The 19066-nt window shown below is 68.1% G+C and carries 17 protein-coding genes; 11 read left to right on the plus strand and 6 right to left on the minus strand.

Annotated elements, in window-relative coordinates; genetic code table 11:
- Nucleotides 1-196: 196 nt before the first annotated feature.
- Both spbR and bla read left to right on the plus strand, forming a co-directional pair.
- On the plus strand, nucleotides 197-1303 hold the full coding sequence (spbR, locus tag FBZ87_RS04640) for a SpbR family protein (protein ID WP_145609204.1): 1107 nt from the start codon (nucleotides 197-199) through the stop codon (nucleotides 1301-1303).
- A gap of 99 nt (nucleotides 1304-1402) precedes the next feature.
- Nucleotides 1403-2410: a class A beta-lactamase gene (gene bla / locus FBZ87_RS04645; protein WP_186454576.1), complete on the plus strand. Its 1008-nt coding sequence runs from the start codon at nucleotides 1403-1405 to the stop codon at nucleotides 2408-2410.
- A 43-nt stretch (nucleotides 2411-2453) separates the two neighbouring features.
- Here bla and hrpB read toward each other — a convergent pair whose 3' ends face one another.
- The gene (gene hrpB / locus FBZ87_RS04650) at nucleotides 2454-4961 is read right to left on the minus strand and encodes an ATP-dependent helicase HrpB (protein WP_145609756.1); all 2508 of its coding nucleotides are present in this window, start codon (nucleotides 4959-4961) and stop codon (nucleotides 2454-2456) included.
- A 159-nt stretch (nucleotides 4962-5120) separates the two neighbouring features.
- On the opposite strand from hrpB, the gene FBZ87_RS04655 reads away from it, so the two are divergent.
- Nucleotides 5121-5477: a DUF1428 domain-containing protein gene (locus tag FBZ87_RS04655; protein ID WP_145609206.1), complete on the plus strand. Its 357-nt coding sequence runs from the start codon at nucleotides 5121-5123 to the stop codon at nucleotides 5475-5477.
- A gap of 1 nt (nucleotide 5478) precedes the next feature.
- Here FBZ87_RS04655 and FBZ87_RS04660 read toward each other — a convergent pair whose 3' ends face one another.
- On the minus strand, nucleotides 5479-5901 hold the full coding sequence (locus FBZ87_RS04660) for a response regulator (protein WP_145616127.1): 423 nt from the start codon (nucleotides 5899-5901) through the stop codon (nucleotides 5479-5481).
- A 357-nt stretch (nucleotides 5902-6258) separates the two neighbouring features.
- Between FBZ87_RS04660 and FBZ87_RS04665 the strand changes: the two genes are divergently transcribed.
- Nucleotides 6259-6951 carry a phosphatidylserine decarboxylase gene (locus FBZ87_RS04665; protein ID WP_145609208.1) on the plus strand — a complete coding sequence of 231 codons (693 nt, stop codon included), beginning with the start codon at nucleotides 6259-6261 and terminating at the stop codon, nucleotides 6949-6951.
- Nucleotides 6951-7904 carry a CDP-diacylglycerol--serine O-phosphatidyltransferase gene (gene pssA / locus FBZ87_RS04670; protein WP_145609209.1) on the plus strand — a complete coding sequence of 318 codons (954 nt, stop codon included), beginning with the start codon at nucleotides 6951-6953 and terminating at the stop codon, nucleotides 7902-7904. Before FBZ87_RS04665 ends, pssA begins: the two co-directional genes overlap by 1 nt.
- A 7-nt stretch (nucleotides 7905-7911) precedes the next feature.
- Here the strand turns inward: pssA and FBZ87_RS04675 are convergent, their stop codons facing one another.
- From FBZ87_RS04675 to FBZ87_RS04685, 3 genes are all read right to left on the minus strand, one after another.
- Complete coding sequence (locus FBZ87_RS04675) at nucleotides 7912-8754, minus strand: class I SAM-dependent methyltransferase (RefSeq protein ID WP_246134237.1); 843 nt, start codon at nucleotides 8752-8754, stop codon at nucleotides 7912-7914.
- The gene (locus FBZ87_RS04680) at nucleotides 8751-9068 is read right to left on the minus strand and encodes a hypothetical protein (protein WP_145609210.1); all 318 of its coding nucleotides are present in this window, start codon (nucleotides 9066-9068) and stop codon (nucleotides 8751-8753) included. The genes FBZ87_RS04675 and FBZ87_RS04680 overlap by 4 nt, the downstream gene beginning before the upstream one ends.
- 115 nt (nucleotides 9069-9183) lie before the next feature.
- On the minus strand, nucleotides 9184-9522 hold the full coding sequence (locus FBZ87_RS04685; RefSeq protein ID WP_145609211.1) for a hypothetical protein: 339 nt from the start codon (nucleotides 9520-9522) through the stop codon (nucleotides 9184-9186).
- A gap of 263 nt (nucleotides 9523-9785) precedes the next feature.
- Here FBZ87_RS04685 and FBZ87_RS04690 point away from each other — a divergent pair, with 263 nt between their 5' ends.
- A complete protein-coding gene (locus tag FBZ87_RS04690; RefSeq protein ID WP_186454578.1) occupies nucleotides 9786-10463 on the plus strand; it encodes a response regulator in 678 nt (225 codons plus the stop codon).
- Nucleotides 10464-10545: 82 nt separating this feature from the next.
- Complete coding sequence (locus tag FBZ87_RS04695) at nucleotides 10546-11076, plus strand: hypothetical protein (RefSeq protein WP_145609213.1); 531 nt, start codon at nucleotides 10546-10548, stop codon at nucleotides 11074-11076.
- An 89-nt stretch (nucleotides 11077-11165) separates the two neighbouring features.
- Here FBZ87_RS04695 and FBZ87_RS04700 read toward each other — a convergent pair whose 3' ends face one another.
- Nucleotides 11166-13613 (minus strand): Tex family protein, encoded by a 2448-nt coding sequence (locus tag FBZ87_RS04700; protein WP_145609214.1) that lies wholly within the window; start codon nucleotides 13611-13613, stop codon nucleotides 11166-11168.
- A gap of 537 nt (nucleotides 13614-14150) precedes the next feature.
- Here FBZ87_RS04700 and FBZ87_RS04705 point away from each other — a divergent pair.
- The 4 genes from FBZ87_RS04705 (at nucleotide 14151) to FBZ87_RS04720 (ending at nucleotide 19056) form a co-directional block, all read left to right on the plus strand.
- Entirely contained in the window at nucleotides 14151-14807 is a 657-nt protein-coding gene (locus tag FBZ87_RS04705) for a tetratricopeptide repeat protein (RefSeq protein ID WP_186454579.1), read from the plus strand.
- Nucleotides 14804-16234 carry an outer membrane protein assembly factor BamB family protein gene (locus FBZ87_RS04710; protein ID WP_246134238.1) on the plus strand — a complete coding sequence of 477 codons (1431 nt, stop codon included), beginning with the start codon at nucleotides 14804-14806 and terminating at the stop codon, nucleotides 16232-16234. The genes FBZ87_RS04705 and FBZ87_RS04710 overlap by 4 nt, the downstream gene beginning before the upstream one ends.
- A gap of 12 nt (nucleotides 16235-16246) precedes the next feature.
- Complete coding sequence (gene der, locus FBZ87_RS04715; protein WP_145609216.1) at nucleotides 16247-17635, plus strand: ribosome biogenesis GTPase Der; 1389 nt, start codon at nucleotides 16247-16249, stop codon at nucleotides 17633-17635.
- A 212-nt stretch (nucleotides 17636-17847) separates the two neighbouring features.
- Entirely contained in the window at nucleotides 17848-19056 is a 1209-nt protein-coding gene (locus FBZ87_RS04720) for a hypothetical protein (RefSeq protein WP_145609217.1), read from the plus strand.
- Nucleotides 19057-19066 lie beyond the last annotated feature (10 nt).

Consider the following 19066-nt stretch of genomic DNA (forward strand, 5'->3'; position numbering starts at 1 on the left):
GGGAATATCACCCAAATGGCGTTGGCCAAGACGGGGAAGGCTGTATTATTACTGGGCAATGGTTACCCGGCGTGCATCGGGAACCTTAATGGTGGTGAAGCCTGGTACCCCCGGTCCGGCCGCGCATGACGGCCGAGGGGTGGGGATGGAAAGCCAGGTGGCCGGTCGGTAGCGAAGGGAGCGGGTTGCCCTGCCAATGTCCGAGACCTTGACGCATCAGGATGTGCAACGGCTTCTGGCCGATCCATCCGCCACGACCCGGGCCGAAATGGCCACCAAGGTTGCCGCCCAGTTCGGCGCGGATCAGCTTTCCCCTTCCGAACGGGCCTTGGCCGAGGACATCGTCCGCCTGATGGCGCGCGACGCCGCCGTGCGCGTCCGTTCCGCCCTGTCGGAGAGCCTGAAGACCTACCCCGCGATTCCCCGCGACGTCGCCCTGCAACTGGCGCGCGACGTGGAAGAGGTGTCGCTGCCCTTCATCGAACTGTCGTCGGTGTTGACCGACGCCGACCTGATCGAACTGATCAAGACCGGTTCGGAGGCCAAACAATCGGCCGTGGCCAAGCGTCCCGACGTGTCGGAGGGGGTAGCCGACGCGCTGGTGGATAATGGCGCCGAGACCGCCGTCGCCACCCTGATGGCCAACGAGGCCGCCAAGGTGAATGAGGCGGCGCTGACCCGCGTGCTGAACCGCTTCCCCAAGAGCGACGCCGTCCACGCCCCGATGATCGAGCGGGGCAGCCTGCCCGTCACCATTGCCGAGCGCCTGGTGACCATGGTGTCGGAACAGTTGCGCGAGCGGCTGGTGGAACGGCATGAACTGCCGGCCGACGTCGCCAGCGACATCGTCCTGCAGGGCCGCGAAAAGGCGACCTATGAGCTGGTGGGGGTCGCCACCGACGCCCAGCTGGAAACGCTGGTGGAACAGCTGTACCGCAACGGCCGCCTGTCGCCGTCGCTGCTGCTGCGGTCGCTGTGCATGGGCGACGTGGCCTTCTTCGAGGTGGCGCTGGCCCAGCTGGCCCGCATCCCCACGCCCAACGCCCGCATGCTGATCCACGATGCCGGCAAGCTGGGCATGAAGGCGCTGTTCGATCGCACCGGCATGCCGCAGTCGATCTACCCGGCCATCAAGGTGGCGCTGGACGTCGCCAACGAGACGGAGTTCGACGGCGGCGAGCATGACCTGGAGCGCCATCGCCGCAAGATGCTGGAACGCATCCTCACCCAGTTCGAGGAAATGGCCAGCGACGATCTGGACTATCTGCTGAGCAAGCTGACCGACCTGACCACCAAGGTCTGATGCTGGTCGGCTTGGCCGCCACGCTTCCACCATAGTTTCCGGGCACTCCTCCGTGGCAGCCGATCTTCGGCAGGCCCGAGAGGGATGGGGACCTTTCCAATGCTGACATCGACGCTGCGCGCGGCCTGCGCCGCCGCCGCCCTCTGCTTTGCCGTCGCAGAACCCGCCGGCGCCGGTTCCCTGGACATGCCGGTGCTGCAGGCGCGCCTGGACCGGCTGGCCCACGAATTCCCCGGCCGGGCGGGCATCGCTGTGCGCGATGGGCTCACCGGTGCCGAGGCGGGGGTGAAGGCGCGGGAGCGCTTTCCCGAGCAGAGCGTGTTCAAGCTGACGGTGGCCATCGCGCTGTTGGATCTGGTGGATCACGGCCGCATGGACCTGGCGCAAAAGGTCACGCTCTACCCCCGGGACCGTTCCGTCTATTGGCAGCCGCTGGCCAAGAACATTACCCCCGCCGGTTGGACCACCACGCTGGACGATCTGATGGCGCGCATGGTGGCGGACAGCGACAACGTCGCCGCCGACACCGTGCTGCGCCTGATCGGCGGGCCGGCGGTGGTGCAGGCCGCGCTGACGGCCCGGGGGCTGGACGGCATCCGCGTGGACCGCGATGAGCGCCACCTGCAAAGCGATATCCTGGGCCTCACCTGGAAGGACGCCTATGTCGAGCCGGCGGCGTTCAAGGCCGCGGCCGACGCCGTGCCAGTCGCCACCCGCCTGGCCAAGCGTGAGGCCTATCTCAGCGACCCGCGCGACACGGCCCAGCCGGCCACCATGGCCCTGCTGCTTGAGCGGCTGGACAAGGGCGAGCTGCTGAGCCCGGCCAGCACCCGGCGCCTGCTGGACATCCTGGACCACACCACCACCCAGCCCAACCGTCTGAAGGCCGGCCTGGCGGCAGGCTGGACCGTGGCGCACAAGCCGGGAGCAGGGCCTTCTGTCGAAGGCGTGACCCTGGCCAACAACGACGTGGGCCTGATGACGGCGCCGGATGGCCACCGCTACGCCGTGGCGGTTTACGTCGCCAGTGTGCAAGGCCCACGGGAGCGGGCGGATGCCTTCATCGCCGGCGTGGCGCGGGCGGTGGTCGAAAGCTGGAAGCCGTAAGCGGCGAAGGCGCGGTCGGGCCGGCGTTTGAGGGGTGCTGAAACTAAGTCCCGCGTCGCTTGGCCCTGGCCGTCGGCTCCGCCTCCAGCGGGTTGTCGGGCCAATAGTGGCGGGGGTAGCGGCCCGCCAGATCCTTCTTCACGTCGCGGTAGGTGTTGGCCCAGAAGGAGGCCAGGTCGCGGGTGACCTGGATGGGGCGATGGGCGGGCGACAGCAGGTGCAGCAGCACGGGCACGCCCGCCACCGTCGGCGTCTGCGGCAGGCCGAACAGCTCCTGCAGACGCACGGCCAGGGTGGGGATTTCGCCGGAATAGTCGATGGGCAGGCGCGATCCACTCGGCACGTCGATATGGGTGGGCGCCTGACGCTCCAGCTCCTGTCCCTGGGCCCAGTCCAGCATGCCGGTCAGCGCGCTGTGCAGGTCCAGGCGCGGCAAATGGCTGACGCGGCTGATGCCCGGCAGGTAGGGGGCCAGCCAGGTCTCCATGGTGGCCAGCAGCGCCTCGTCCGACAGGTCGGGCCAAGTGTCGGCGCCGCCGGAGCGGTGCAGGAAGCGCACGCGCTCCCGCCAGGCCTCCAGCGCCTTGGTCCAGGGCAGCGCCGTCAGGCCCATCTCGCGGATGCCGGCCATCATGGCGGCGGCCATGGCCTCGGCCGAGGGTTGGCTCAGCGCCTCGTCTTTCAGCACCAGGCCGAACAGGCGGCGGCGACGGCGGGCCAGCACCGCCTGTTCGCGCCCGTCCCAGCTCACCAGCTCTTCCGTCACGATGCGGTCGGCGTAGACCTCCTCGATCTCTTCCCGCGTGACGGGGGCCGCCAGGTAGATGCGGGCCTCGCGTGCGTCGCCGTCCAGGTCGCCCACCGCCAGCCAATCCTGGCGGGACAGGGCGTCGGCGCTGTCCAGCACCGCGCCCTTGCCATTGGCCAGGCGGTATTGGCCCTGGCCGCCGGGGCGCTTCTGCGCCAGGCGGTCGGGATAGGCCAACGCCAGCAGGCGGCCGGCATCCTCCCCCGTGAACGACCGGTCGGTGATGCGCAACTGGCGCATGGTCTGGCGGGCACTTTCCCGGATCTGGCGCAGGGCGTGGCGATCAGCGGCGCCACCGTCCTGGCCGGACAGCAGATCCAGCCGGCGGCGCAGATCGGCATCCCGCGAAATGCCGCGCAGGGGATCGCGCTCCTCCAATAGGGCCGCCAGGTGGGCGGCGGCCGCGCCCAGGCCCAGATCCATGCCCACCAGCACCATGTGGGCCAGGCGCGGATGCATGCCCAGCGTGGCCATGCGTCGGCCGTGGGGGGTGATCCTGGCCGCGTCGTCCAGGGCGCCTAACTGGCTCAGCAGCGTACGGGCCTGAGCCAGGGGGGCCGCCGGCGGCAGGTCCAGCCAGGGCAGGGCGGTCACGTCATCGACCCCCCAGGCCGCCAACTCCAGCGCCAGGGGGGCCAGGTCGGCCCGCAGGATTTCCGGTGGGGCATAGGGCGTCAGCGCCCGGTCAGCCTGTTCGCTCCACAGCCGATAGCAGACGCCCGGTTGCAGGCGGCCGGCGCGTCCCCGGCGCTGGTCGGCGGAGGCGCGGGAGACGCGGGCCGTTTCCAGCCGGTTCATGCCGCTGCCGGGATCGAAGCGGCCCAGGCGGGCCTGGCCGGCGTCGACGACGATGCGGATGCCGTCGATGGTCAGGCTGGTTTCAGCGATGGCGGTGGCCAGCACCACCTTGCGCTGGCCGGCCGGCGCCGGTCGGATGGCCGCCTCCTGCTGGTCCAGCGCCAGGTCGCCATAGAGCGGGGCGACCACCGCGTCGCGGGGCAGGCCCAGATCGGCCAGGGCCTTTTCCGTCCGCCGGATTTCGCCTGTTCCGGGCAGGAAGACCAGGGCGCTGCCCGGCTCCTCCATCAGCGCACGCTTGACCACGCGGGCCACGGCCGTCTCCAGCCGGTCGGTGGGCGCGGGCTCCACCCAGCGCGTTTCCACCGGAAAGGCGCGGCCCTCGCTGGTCACCATAGGGGCCGCGTCCTGTCCCCCGTTAGCCAACAGTCTGGCTACGGCGGCGCCATCCAGAGTGGCGGACATGACCAGCAGGCGCAGATCCTCGCGCAACAGGCCCTGGGCCTGCAGACAAAAGGCCAGGGCGAGGTCGGCGTCCAGGCTGCGTTCATGGAATTCGTCGAACAGCACGGCACCCACGCCATCCAGCGACGGGTCGCCCTGCAACTGGCGCAGGAACAGGCCCTCCGTCACGACTTCGATGCGGGTCGCCGGCCCGACGCGCGTGTCCAGGCGGACCCGGTATCCCACCGTCCCGCCCACGGCCTCGCCCAGGGTGTCGGCCATGCGCTTGGCGGCGGCGCGGGCGGCCAGGCGCCGGGGTTCCAGCATGATGATCTTCCGGCCAGCCAGCCAGGGCTGGTCCAGCAGGGCCAGGGGCACGCGCGTGGTCTTGCCGGCGCCGGGGGCGGCCTGCAGCACGGCGTTGGGCGTGCCGGCCAGAACCCGCAACAAGTCCGGCAGCACGGCATCGATGGGAAGGTCGGTCTGGTCGATGGGCGGCATGGTGCCGTCATAGCGCGCGGCCGTGCCCGCTGCCACCCCTATAGCCGAGGTTGCCCGTGCGCGGCGTCGCGCCAAAGGTGATTCCCCCTCTGGGCGATCCGCGCCGGCGGCGTTCTGGTATCATGCGAACCCACGCGTCATCCAAAGGGGGGCTGGGTCATGTATATCGTCGGGGTCGTCATTCCCGTGCCGGGGGACAAGAAGGACGCCTATCGCGCCTGGTCGAAAAACAGCGCCGTGCTGTTCAAGGAATTTGGCTGCCTGGAAATCGTCGAGTCCTGGGAGGACCACGTCCCGGACGGCAAGCAGACCGACATGCGCCGGGCGGTGGCGGCCCAGCCGGGGGAGAAGATTGTCTTTTCCTGGCAGGTGTGGCCGGACAAGGAGACGCTGGACGCGGCCGAGGAGAAGATGCGCGACGATACGCGCTTCAATATTCCTGGTGACATCCCGTTCGATGCGAAGCGGCTGATCTACGGCTGTTTCAGCCCGCTGCATGTCATGGGGCGCGAATAACTCAGGCCAGGCTCAGGGCTTCCAGGCTGCGCTGGAAGTCCTCCGCCCGATAGGGCTTGGTGATGAAGCCCAGGGAGATGGAATGGGTGCGGTTGCGCAGGATGTTGGCATCGACGGCGCTGGTGAACAGGCTGCGGATGCCGAAGCGCTTCCAGATGCGCTCCGCCGCTTCAATGCCGTCGTCACGCCCCCGCAGCATCACGTCCATCAGCACCAGGTCGGGACGATGATGGTCCACCGCCTCGACCGCCTCTTCCACTGACGCGGCGACGGCGCAGACCTCGTGGCCCTGCTGCAACAGGATTTGCTGGAGGCCGAGGGCGATCAGCGCCTCATCCTCAACGACCACGATGCGATAACGGGGATGACGGGCCGTGGAGGACCGCTGGGTCAGTTCCCGATCGATTGTCTGTTCGGCACGCACAGCGCAGCAACCTGTCAACGTCGCAAGAAACACCAGGGCGCGCCGTTGCCAGAGGCTGACCCAGATTGACTACATTTTTCCGCAAAACGATGTGAAAGGGTATCCGCCTTTGCGGAAGAGACCGGTAGGCAACCTGTCATAGTTCACAGGGTGGAGCGCAGTGTGCAGCTGCCGACCTTGGCGTATGGCCAAAAAAGGCCTTGAACAGCTGGAACGGCTTTTCCGTTAACCCGAACGATATGCATTGACACTTAAAATCCGGACCGGCCCTGTCTACACTGCGCCGGTCTACCCATCTCCCTGGGGCCCGCCCATATCCCTCGGACCCATCCCCGGGGCCGCCTTTGGAAAGTGCAAATGTCCGCTCTCAGCACCGTCATCGTGCCGATCAACCGCGCCGGTTGGCCCTTCATCCTGGCCTTCGCCGTGGTCACCCTCATCCTGTTCTGGCTCTCCACCTTCCTGGGCTGGATCGGGGTGATCCTGACGGCATGGTGCGCCTACTTCTTCCGCGATCCCGACCGTGTGGTGCCCACCCGCCCCGGCCTGATGGTCAGCCCGGCCGACGGCCTGGTGCAGATGATCACCAAGGCGGTGCCGCCGCCGGAGCTGGGCATGGGGCCGGAGCCGCTGACCCGCATCAGCATTTTCCTGAACGTGTTCAACGTGCACATCAACCGCACCCCCATCGAGGGCACGGTGACACGCGCTGAATACCACCCGGGCAAGTTCCTGAACGCCGCCCTGGACAAGGCCAGCGACCTGAACGAGCGCATGAGCATCCGCCTGGCCATGCCCGACGGGCGCGAGATCGCCTTTGTGCAGATCGCCGGCCTGGTGGCCCGCCGCATCATCTGTACCCTGAAGCCGGGGCAGAGCGTGTCCACTGGTGAGCGCTACGGCCTGATCCGCTTCGGCAGCCGCACCGACGTCTACCTGCCGGATGGCGTGCAGCCCCTGGTGGTCGTGGGACAGAAGGCCCTGGGCGGCGAAACCATCCTGGCCGACCTGGCCAGCGCCGAGCCGCAGCGTCAGGGCGTGGTGCGCTGATGGTGCAACGTCCCCCGAGGACAGGCGGGGGCGCGCTGGGACGGCGGCGCCGGGCCATCCGGCCGCCGCGCCTGGGTGGCCTCACCATCAACAAGCTCTTGCCCAACATGCTGACGGTGCTGGCCCTGTCGGCCGGCATGACGGGCATCCGCTTCGCCACCGAGCAGCGCTGGGAACACGCGGTCGTCGCCATCGTGGTCGCGGCCGTGCTGGACGCGCTGGACGGCCGCATCGCCCGCCTGCTGAACGCGCAGAGCAAGTTCGGGGCGGAGCTGGACAGCCTGTCCGACGTGGTCAGCTTCGGCGTGGCCCCGGCCATGATCCTGTACATGTGGGGCCTGAACGAGGCGCGCAGCTTCGGCTGGATCGCTTGCCTGCTGTTCGGGGCCTGCGCCGCCTTGCGCCTGGCGCGTTTCAACACCGCCCTGGGGTCGGCCGCGCAGAAGCCGGTGTGGGCCTACAACTACTTCACCGGCGTGCCGGCCCCGGCCGGCGCCGGTCTGGCCCTGTTGCCCATCGTCGCCAGTTTCGAGATGGGGAGGACGGTCGTGGGCCACCCGGCCTTCGTCGTGGTGTGGACCGTGGGCATGGCGGCGCTGATGATCAGCGCCATCCCCACCTTTTCCCTGAAGGGGCTGCGCATCCACCCGCGCTATGTCGTCTTCATTTTCCTGGGCCTGGTGCTGCTGGCGGCCGGTGTCGTCAGCGCGCCATGGACCACCCTGCTGATCCTGGGCGTGGGCTACCTCGTCACGCTGCCCTTCAGCGTGCGCCAGTACCAACGCCTGATGACGCAGGCGGAATCGCTGGTCGGTGCGGAGCCGGAAGGGCCAGAGGGCGTAATGACGGAGGGTACGATGACGGAGGGCGCCATGGCGTCGGAAAGCGTGGTGAACCCGGTGGCCGGCCAACCGCCGGTGCCGCCAACCGACGGGACGCCGCCGCAGCCCTGACCAACCCCTACTTGTGAGCCACCAGCAGCCGGGCGTGGAGATGGACGGGTATTTTCCCGTCCATTTTCGTTTCCAGCGCCACCGCGGCGGTGATGCGATCTTCCACCGCCGCGCGCGCTTCGGCCGACATCCGTGCCAAGGCGGGGGTGAAGGCCATGTCCAGGGTGGGGCGCCAGAAGGGCTTGGCGGCGTCGGCCAGGGCTGACTGCTCCAGCGCGGTTTCCGACACGGTGTCGAAGCCCGCCTCCAGGAACAGGCGGCCCAGCGTGCCCTCTTCGGCGAAGCGGAACAGCACGGCCAACTCCGGCACGCCGCCCAGTGCCTCATCCAGAAGGCGGAACAGCGTATTGCCGGCCTTCGGGCCCCAGCACAGCAAGGCCGCGATGCCGCCCGGCCGCAGGACGCGATGCATCTCGGCCACGGCGGCGGCCGCATCCGGGACGAACATCAGGCCAAAGCGGCAGCTGATCCGGTCCACGCTGGCCGGGGCCAAGGGCAGGGCGGTCATGTCGGCCGCCAGGAAGGAAAGGGTGGCGACGCCGGCCCCACGCCGGCGGGCACCGGCCAGCATGGCGGGCACGAGGTCGCTGGCCAGCACGCGTCCCCCCTGTGCCGGATTCATGCCCTTGGCCGCGGTGATCGCCGGTTCACCGGCGCCGCTGGCCAAATCCAGAAGGGTGTGGTGCGGCTGCAGGGCCAGTGCGGCCAGCAGCGGCTGGTTCAGGCGGGCGGCGGGATCCGCCATGCTGTCGGCCCAGCGGTCCCACGCCTGGCCGCTGTCGTGCCAGCGGCGAATCTCCCGTTCGCGAACGGGATGCGGGTCAGCGGCCGGAGGGCCGCCGGCGCTCAATGCAGGACCCGGGGGTAATGATCCTGTGGCTCATAGCCACCATCGGCCAGACGGTGACGCAGCATGTCCACCTCTTCCGTGAGGCGCTGGTTGAACTCGCCCAGCCGCTCGACCTGGCCGGCCAGGTCGGTCAGGTCGCGCTGCAGCCGCGTCAGGTGGTCCGAGGCCGTGCGGGCCAGGTTCGACTGGCGCACGGCCAGGCGGCCCAGCCGGCGCCAGACATAGCCGATGGTCATGCCGGCAGCGGCCAGAACGGCCGCGCAGGCGAAGACCAGGAACAGGGCGGGGTGGGCGTTGTCCAACTGCGAAAACATGTGCGTTCAACCATGGCGGCCGCGGGTTCAGGGGCGGCGGTCGAAGGGGGCGGTGACCTCTTCTACAAATAAGCGTGGCACCGTCTGGTGAAAAGGCCGCGTGTGCGGCCGCGCCTCATGACAGGCTGGTCGTGGGCTCGGCCACGGTTTCCGACGTCAGGGCGGCCAGCTTGTCACCGAAGGCGCGCAGAACCGGCAGGAAGCGGTCGATCTGGTCGCGGGTGACGTGGGCGTCCGTACGCAGAATGATGTCGGGTGCCGCCTGCAGCAGCTGAGTCATGCGAAAAGGACCGATCTGGTCATCCAGGAACATGGACAGTCCCATCAGCATGCCCAGGGTCACGTCGTCCGGCGCGCTGGGGGTGTTCAGCACATCGTGCAGCTGTTCCATCAGCGTGTAGGTCAGGACGGACGTGCGTTCGATGAGGTTGTTCTGGGGGATAGGCCGGGACATGGGACTGGCGCTCCTTATCAACACCTGCCCGGTACCAGGACCCACGTGCGGCGGATCCATCCGGGGATGAGCGAACCATAGGCCGCCGCTCGTCACCAAACCGTTAACTGCGCGAGAACGACGCGCATGCCGCACTGTGCGAGGGGATAGGGTGAAGATTGGATGCGGCGCGCAGTATGGTTCCTGCCGCATTAACCCCGCGCGCGAGACAAAGGAAGGGGCTACACTGCCGGCCACACAGGGGTCGGCTGGCATCAGGCGATATGGCATCAGCAAAGTCCGGAAAATACTACCGCCTGGACGGCTTGAGCGTTCTGGTGGCCGACGACAACCGCTTCGTGCGCACCATTCTGGTCACGGTGTTGCGGGGCCTGGGCGTCGGCCGCGTGCTGCAGGCGGAGAATGGCGAGGAGGCGACCGCCATCCTGGACGTGTCGACGCAAATCCAGGGGGCCAGCGACATCGACATCGTCTTCGCCGATCATCTCATGGCGCCGGTGGATGGGCTGGAGTTGCTGAAGTGGGTGCGTGAGCACGACCACGACAAGCTGAAGTTCATGCCCTACATCATGATGAGTGGCGAGGCGGATGAGAACGCCGTGCGCATGGCGCGCGACGGCGGAGTCACTGAATACCTGGCCAAGCCCATGTCGGTGGCCAATGTCGCCTCGCGCCTGGTGGCCATCGTCGACAAGCCGCGGCCCTTCATTCGCGCGCCGGGCTATATCGGGCCTGACCGGCGGCGGCAGACCTTGCCCTATGCGGGGGAGGATCGCCGCGTGATGACCGGCCACCGCGTGACGCTGGACGGGGCCCAGGCGCCCATCGAGGATGAGGCGCTGCCGCCCGTCGGCCAGGCTGTGCCCGAGGTGGCCGCCCAGGAGGTGGGCAGGGCTGTCGGGGCGGAGGCGGCTCCCCCCTCGTCGGAAACTGTGGACTAACACCGATGGTGGGACAGGCTGACCGGCTTTTGGAAAGTTGTGACCCCTTATAGGAGGGGCGGGCCTTATGGGAGGGACGGGTATGACGGACAAGTCCGATAAAGGCCTGCCCGGGAAAGGCACCCGGGTGGTGGAGATCATCGAGTTGCCGAACAAGCTGCGCGCCAAGGTAGGCGGGGCCGTGGGCAAGCCCGGGCAGATCGATCCTGCGGCCATCGATCGCGCGAGCCGCCACGTGGCCCGCATGGCGGAGGCGCACCAGGCCCAGACCCGCATCGACCTGACCACGCTGCAGGCCGCCTTCGAACAGGCCAAGCGCGATGTGGAGCATCGCGTCCAGCATTTGCGCAAGGTCTACAAGATTTCCGACGGCATCATGACCCTGGGCCGGACCTTCGGCTATAACCTGCTGTCCGATTTCGCCAATTCCATGAACCATTTCCTGGTGGATCTGGAAAACCCCACCGATGCCCTGCTGACGGTGGTGGGCCTGCACATCGACGCCATGCATGTCGTGGTGCGCGACGACATCAAGGGCGACGGCGGCGAGCTGGGGCAGGCCCTGACCAAATCGCTGGCCCTGGCCCGCGCCAAGCTGATTCATAAGCGGTAACGGGGCCCGCTCGGGCGCCCGGCGGACGCAGCCGCATCCTACAGCCGCATGAGGATTGGCCTCATGCGGCTGTAGGCGTTCTTGCCTGATTACTTGTCCTTGCGGGCGCGGGCGAAGGCGTCGGCCAGGGCGCCGCCGAAGGCGTTGCCGAAGCTGCCGCCGCGCGATTCCTGGGTCTTGCCGACGCTGCCCTGGTTGGGGCGGGGGCCGCCGCCCGGCTTGCGGTCGCCTTGGCCGCCCTGGGGACGGTCATTCTTGGGACCGTTCTGGGACCGGCTGCCGCCGGGGGCGCGGTTGTCATTGCGGTGCCCCGGTCGGCCGTCGTCCTGGCGGGGACCGCTGGCCGGACGCGCGGCCTGTTCCTCCAGCCGCATGGTCAGGGCGACGCGGCGGCGCTTCAGGTCCACCTCCAGCACCTTGACCTTGACGATGTCGCCGGCGGTGACGACGGCGTGCGGGTCCTTCACGAACTTGCCGGCCAGCTGGCTGATGTGCACCAGGCCGTCCTGGTGAACGCCCACATCGACGAAGGCGCCGAAGGCGGTGACGTTGGTGACCACGCCTTCCAGCACCATGCCGGGCTGGAGATCCTTCAGTTCCTCCACACCGTCCTTGAAGGCGGCGGTCTTGAACTCGGGGCGTGGGTCGCGGCCGGGCTTCTCCAGTTCCTTGAGGATATCCTCAACCGTTGGGATACCGAAACGATCATCGGCGTAATCGGCCGGGTCCAGGCTGCGCAGGAAGGGCACGTCGCCGATGAGGGTCGCCAGGGTGCGCCCGGTCTTGGCCAGGATGCGCTCCACCACGGCGTAGGACTCGGGGTGCACGGCAGACCCGTCCAGGGCGGTGTCGCCGTCGCGGATGCGCAGGAAGCCGGCCGCCTGTTCGAAGGCCTTGGGGCCCAGGCGCGACACGTCCAGCAACTGGCGGCGGTTGCGGAAGGCGCCGTGCGCATCACGGTAGTCGACGATGTTGCGGGCGATGCTGTCGCTCAGGCCCGACACCCGGGCCAGCAGGGGCACCGAGGCGGTGTTGAGGTCCACGCCCACGCCGTTCACGCAATCCTCGACCACGGCGTCCAGGGTGCGGGCCAGCTTGGTGGGGCTGACGTCATGCTGGTATTGGCCGACGCCGATGGACTTGGGGTCGATCTTCACCAACTCGGCCAGCGGGTCCTGCAGGCGGCGCGCGATGGAGACGGCGCCGCGCAGGCTGACGTCCAGGTTGGGGAATTCCTTGGCCGCCACTTCCGAGGCGGAATAGACCGAGGCACCAGCCTCCGACACCATGATCTTGGTCAGTTTCAGCTGGGGGAACTGGGCCATGACGTCGGCGGCCAGCTTGTCCGTCTCGCGCGACGCCGTGCCGTTGCCGATGGCGATCAGGCCGACATTGTGCCGGCCGGCCAGGGCCGCCAGCGTGGCGACCGAGCCCGCCCAGTCGCGGCGCGGCTCGTGCGGGTAAATGGTTGTGGTCTCCAGCAGCTTGCCGGTGGCGTCCACCACGGCGACCTTCACACCGGTGCGGATTCCGGGATCCAGCCCCAGGGTGGCGCGCTGGCCGGCGGGCGGCGCCAGCAGCAGGCCCTTCAGGTTGCGGCCGAAGACGGCGATGGCCTCATCCTCCGCCCGGTCGCGCACCGTGCCCATCAGATCCAGTTCCAGATGCAGCGCGATCTTGGTGCGCCAGGCCCAGCGGCAGGTGTCCAGCAGCCAGCGGTCGGCGGCCCGGCCCCGGTCCTGGATGCCGAATCGGTTGGCGATGGCCGCCTCGCAGGGGTGCTGCTGGCCGGGAGCGGGATCCTCGCCTACCTTCATGGCCAGGTCCAGGATGCCGCCGGCGCGGCCGCGGAACAGGGCCAGGGCGCGGTGCGAGGGCAGGTTGGCCAGGGGCTCCGCCTTGTCGAAATAGTCGGAGAACTTAGCGCCCTCCTCGGCCTTGCCCTCCACGACGGTGGAGACGATGCGGCCGTGTTCCTGGCAATAGCCGCGCAGGAAGCCCAGCAGCTCGGCGTTTTCGCCCATGCGCTCCACCAGGATGGCGCGGGCGCCGTCCAGGGCCGCCTTGGCGTCGGCCACGCCCTTCTCGGCATCGACGTAGGGGGCGGCGCTGGTTTCCGGATCGTAAGTCGGGTCGTTCAGCAGCAGGTCGGCCAAAGGCTCCAGCCCCGCTTCCCGCGCGATCATGGCCTTGGTCCGGCGCTTGGGCTTGTAAGGCAGATACAGATCCTCCAGCCGCGTCTTGGTGTCGGCGGTGGCGATCTGGGTCTGCAATTCGGGCGTCAGCTTGCCCTGCTCCTCAATGGATTTGAGGATGGCGGCGCGCCGCTCCTCCATCTCGCGCAGGTAGCGCAGACGTTCATCCAGGGTGCGCAGCTGCGTGTCATCCAAGCCGCCGGTCGCCTCCTTGCGGTAGCGGGCGATGAAGGGCACGGTCGAGCCTTCGTCCAGCAGGGCGACCGCCGCTGCCACCTGTTCGGGGCGGGCGGATAGTTCGGTGGCGATAAGGCCGACGATGCGGCGCGCGGTATCGGTCATGGCGGCTTTGAATCAGGCGTGGTGGCAGCGGCAGGTGTCCCCGGACGGGGGCCCAGGCTCATTACCGCGCCGCGGCGGCGACCGCCAGTCTTTGCTGCGCCTATTCCCTTGGGCGGGGCTTATCCACCTTTCGGGCAGGGGAATCGGGCCGGTCGCCCTCGCGCTACCCGTGGCCGTTTCAAGCCACCCGCCACTATTCCTGGGGCACCGTCCCGTCAGGCCTTTCTCTTTTGGGCAGGGGAGGAACGTTTTTCCGTGGGTCGCTCCACAGACTTATCCACAGGGGCGGATTATTTCGCGAAGCAAAAACAACGGACCGATAGGAAATGCCCTCTCCGCCCGTGCCAAGGGCGACTGATTTAATCTATGCTGCCCGCCCGGCCGCGATTGGCGGGGCGCCGCCACTGGCCTTCAGGGGACGGCGGGCAGGGGGATTGGGGGACATTCGACCCGGACTTTCCTTGACCGTCACGCGCCCCTCTGGTATCGGCGCGGATTGCTGTTATGGTGCCGGCCTCGGTGTCGAAGAGTGAGCTGATGAGCGATATTTTTCGCGAGGTCGATGACGACCTTCGCCGTGAACGACTGGAAAAACTGTGGCGCCAGGTGGGCCCTTACCTGCTGGCGGGGGCCGTGGCCATCCTGGCGGGCACGGCCGCCTATGTGGCCTGGGACCAGTACCGCACCCGCCAGGCGATCGAGCGCACCAGCGCCCTGATATCCGCCACGGAGAAGGTGGCCCCCGCGATTGAGAGCGGCAACGCCAAGGACGCGCTGGCCGCCCTGGCGGCGGTGACGCCTAAGCTGGGGGGCGCGCCGGCCACGCTGGCCCGCCTGCAGGAGGCTGGGCTGAAGGCCGCCAGCGGCGACGCCGCCGGCGCCATCGCCATCTATGACCAGATTGCCGGCAGCGCCGACAACGATCCGTTGTTCCGCGACCTGGCGCAGATCCTGGCCGTGATGCAGCAGGTGGACACCGGCAACCCCGCGCAGTTGCAGTCCCGCATCTCGGGCCTGACCAAGGGGCCGTGGCGCTACACCGCGCAGGAGCTGTCGGGCCTGCTGTATCTGCGTGCCAACGACCTGGCCAAGGCCAGGGAGATTTTCCAGTCCCTGTCCGTCGATCCGGCCGCACCCCAGGGCGTCCGCGCCCGCGCCGCCGATCTCGTCGCCCTCTACGCCGAGCAGAAATGACCAACAAGAACGCCGTCACCGGCCTGCCCTCCACCGAGGCCTTCGCCCGTGCCCCCGCCGCCCGGTCGCCGTCCGCCCGCCCCATGCGGGTCCGCCGCGCCGTCGGCCTCAGCACCGCGCTGGTTGCCTGCATGCTGCTGACCGGCTGCGGCATGTTCGATTGGCTGGGTTTCGGCGATGACAACAAGCCGAAGGAAAAGCTGGCGGGCAATCGCATCTCGGTCTTGCAGTTGGACCAGCAGATCGAGCCGGACAGCCAGGCCCAGGCCAAGCAGGTGACCCTGCCGGACGCGGTGACCAACACCGACTGGGCCCAGCCTGGCGGCAACGCGGCCCATAATCCGGGTCACGTCACGCTGCCCAAGACCCTGAAAGAGGCCTGGAAGGTCAGCATCGAGGGCTCCTCCAGCGACAACCGGCTGCTGGACGGTCCGGTCGTTTCCGAGGGCAAGGTCTATCTGTTGGACACCGACTTCGTGCTGCATGCCTTCGATGAGGCCACCGGCAAGAAGATCTGGGACAGCGAGATGAAGCGGCCGGAGCAGGAAGGCTCCGCGATGGGCGGCGGCGTCGCGGTTGGCGACGGCGCGGTGTTCGTCACCACCGGCTACGGCGAGGCCATCAAGGTCGATCCCAAGGACGGCAAGGTCACGTGGCGGCAGCGCATCGCCGCCCCCATCCGCTCTGGCCCCACGGTGGCCGGCGGCCGTGTGTTCGTCGTGACCATCGACAACCAGTGCATCGTCCTGGCCTCCAACAACCGCGTGCTGCAGTGGACGCACGCCGGTTTCCCGGAGCCGGCGGCCCTGCTGGGCGGTGCCAGCGCCGCGGTCGAGAATGACGTCACCATCATCCCCTATTCCTCGGGTGAGCTGTACGCCCTGCGTGTCGACAACGGCCATCCGGCATGGAGCGACAACCTGGCGTCCTCGCGCCGGGGCGCCAACCTGGCCAACCTGGCGGACATCAAGGGCCTGCCCGTGGTGGATCGCGGGCTTGTCTATGCCATCAGCTATTCCGGCCGCATGGTGGCCATCGACCAGCGCACCGGCCAGCACGTCTGGGAACAGGACGTGGGCGGCCAGAACCAGCCGGCGGTGGTCGGCGACTGGGTGTTCGTCGTGAACAACGAGGCCCAGCTGGTCGCGCTGACGCGCGACACCGGCCGTGTCCGCTGGATCAAGCAACTGGAACGCTGGGAGAATCCGGAGAAGCGCAAGGATCCGATTAACTGGGTTGGTCCTATTGCAGCCGGTGGACGCTTGATTATGGCCAACAGCCTGGGGCAGGTTGTGGAAGCGTCGCCCACCAACGGCGACATCCTCAACAAGATGGAGTTCGACGACCCGATCAGCGTTGCCCCCATTGTGGTCAACAACACCCTGTTTGTGCTGACGGACGACGGCGATCTCTTCGCGTATCGATAAGGCGTTTTAGTTATGGCGAGTCCCCGCCGCTTGACGGTCGCTATCATCGGCCGGCCCAATGTCGGCAAGTCGACTCTGTTCAATCGACTTGCCGGTAAGAAGCTGGCCATTGTCGACGATACCCCGGGCGTCACCCGGGACTGGCGATCCGCCGACGGCTACCTCGCCGGCATCGAGCTGACGGTGGTGGACACCGCCGGCCTGGAAGAGGCGTTCGACGACAGCCTGGAGGCGCGCATGCGCCGCCAGACGGAACGTGCGATCGAACGGGCCGACGTCGGCCTGTTCATCGTGGACGCCCGGGCCGGCATCACGCCCCTGGACCGCCACTTCGCCGCCTGGCTGCGCAAGGGCAAAACGCCCATCATCCTGGTGGCCAACAAGTGCGAAGGCAACGCCGGTAAGCCCGGGCTCATGGAGTGCTATGAGCTGGGTCTGGGCGATCCGGTGCCCCTGTCCGCCGAGCATGGCGAGGGCATGGCCGACCTAGTGGACGCCCTGACCCCCTACCTGCCTCCCGATGAGCCGGAGGAAGAGGAGGAGGAGGCCGAGGGCCCCCTGGACGACGAGGCGGCCGAGGCCCGGGACAATGCCAAGCCCTTGCAACTGGCCATCGTCGGCCGGCCCAACGTGGGCAAGTCCACCCTGCTGAACAGCCTGCTGGGCGAGGAGCGCGTGCTGACCGGCCCCGAGGCAGGCATGACCCGCGACGCCATCGCAGCGGAGTGGACCTGGCGTGATCGGCCGGTGAAGCTGGTCGATACCGCCGGCCTGCGTCGCCGCGCCCGCGTGGAAGACAAGCTGGAAAAGCTGGCGGTGGCCGACACCCTGCGGGTCGTGCGCATGGCCCATGTGGTGGTGCTGGTGTTGGATGCCGACGCCATTCTGGACAAGCAGGACCTGACCATCGCCCGCCAGGTGATCGAGGAAGGCCGCGGCCTGGTCATCGCCGTCAACAAGTGGGACGCCGTGGCCAACCGGGCCGAGGCCCTGCAGCAGCTGAGCGACCGGCTGGAGACGTCGCTGCCGCAGGTGCGGGGCATCCCCACCATCACCATCTCCGCCCTGAAGCAGCAAAAGCTGGACGTCCTGCTGGACGCGGCGTTCGAGGTCTACCGCCTGTGGAACCGCCGCATCCCGACGGCCCAGCTGAACCGCTGGCTGCAGGGCATGCTCGAATCGCACCCGCCGCCCCTGGTGGACGGCCGCCGCTTGAAGATCCGCTATATGACCCAGGTGAAGGCCCGCCCGCCGACCTTCGCCTTGTTCAGCAGCCGCCCGGTGGAAATTCCGGAACATTACACGCGCTATCTGATCAACGGCCTGCGCGAGACGTTCAAGCTGCCGGCTGTTCCCTTACGCTTCCTGCTGCGCAAGGGCAGCGACAACCCGTTCGACTGAACGGGCGGGAGCCAGGTCTTATGGCCCGGTTATTGGGATTGATTGCCTATCGCAAAAGGGGAAGCGGTCATTCGCTTCCCCTTTTTTGTTCGAATATCCGGAAGGCGGGGGCTTTTCTATTTTCTTCTGGGGATGGGGGCGATCGCCTATAGTGTTACTGGAAGTCGAATCCGGGCCGCCGGGTCGCGAGGCTGGGGACGCAGGGCTGGGACATGGGATTGAAATTCCGCAGCTGCAAGTTTGAGCTGCTGGGCCTGGAAGAGGGCCGCTGGACCATCCTTTTCATTGGCGACACCGAGGAAATGGCGGTGACCGAGGCCAACCGCCGCCTGGCCCAGGGCAAGCTGAAGGCCGTGCGCGTCATGGCCGTGCGCACGGTCATGAACGCCTTCCCCACCGGCACCCTGGTGTTCGAGAAGACCGCGCCCGAGGTGGTGAAGCCCACCGTGCTGCGGGAGGCGCCGGATGGCACACCGCTCTGCTCTTCGCCGGAGGACCTGTACGGACGCCAGTCGCGCCGGGCCATCGCGCTGATCTTGAGGGATTACCTGACGCGCCAGCAGATAAGCCCGACAGAGCTGTTGCACGGGGCCACCCACCTCCGCCGGTTGCAGGATACCGGCGCCATGCTGCAGGCGGCCCTGCACAAGGCCGCCACGGTGCAGTCCAAGGTGACGGGCCAGAATACCCGCGCCCGTATCGCCGACCTGGACCGGTATGTCGATGTCGTCGCCCAGAAGGCCCGCGACTTCCAGGCGAACAGCCGCAAATGGTCCGTCCCCCTGAACGGCGATGCGGCGGAGCTCAGCGCCGCGGTGGAACGGCTGGTGGGGCCGGAAGGCCATGACCATGCCTTTTACAGCCTGTTGACCGTGCGCCTGGCGGGAATCCGCACCCTGGGTGGCAAGCTGGAGGAGGTGATGCGGCTGGCCACGCCGGAAACGCCTTGGCGGCTGCAGGAAATGCTGGGCGGCATCGCCGCCGACCTCCTGCGTTTTTCCGACGTCATCCAGGACCTGTTCGGCAACCAGCGCTGCCTGTCCGATTTTCTGATCGCGCTGATCGACCTGTTGCGCGACCCGGCGGCCGTGGCGGCCAAGGCCGAGGCTGAAAGCAAGGTGCCCACGGCCATGGGCATGCTGGCCCTGCTGCTGGCCGGTGACCGACTGCCGGAGGGGCGGGAAGTGTTGCTGGAATGGCTGACCACGGAGCTGGCCAGCGAGCATCCGTTGAACCGTCACGACCCCAAGAGCGAAGGCAGCGAGCTTACCCGCGTCGCTGTGGCGCTGACGGCCGATGGCGCCATTGTCGGGGGGGAGGTCGTGGAACAAGCGCTGGCGGCGCGCCGCCTGATCCAGCGCCAGCAGACCCTGCGCGGCGAGGGCCTGCATATGATCGCCGATAGCCTCAAGCCGAACTGACGCAGGCAGC

The organism is Nitrospirillum amazonense, assembly GCF_007828035.1.
In the GTDB taxonomy this organism is placed as follows: Bacteria; Pseudomonadota; Alphaproteobacteria; order Azospirillales; family Azospirillaceae; genus Nitrospirillum; species Nitrospirillum amazonense.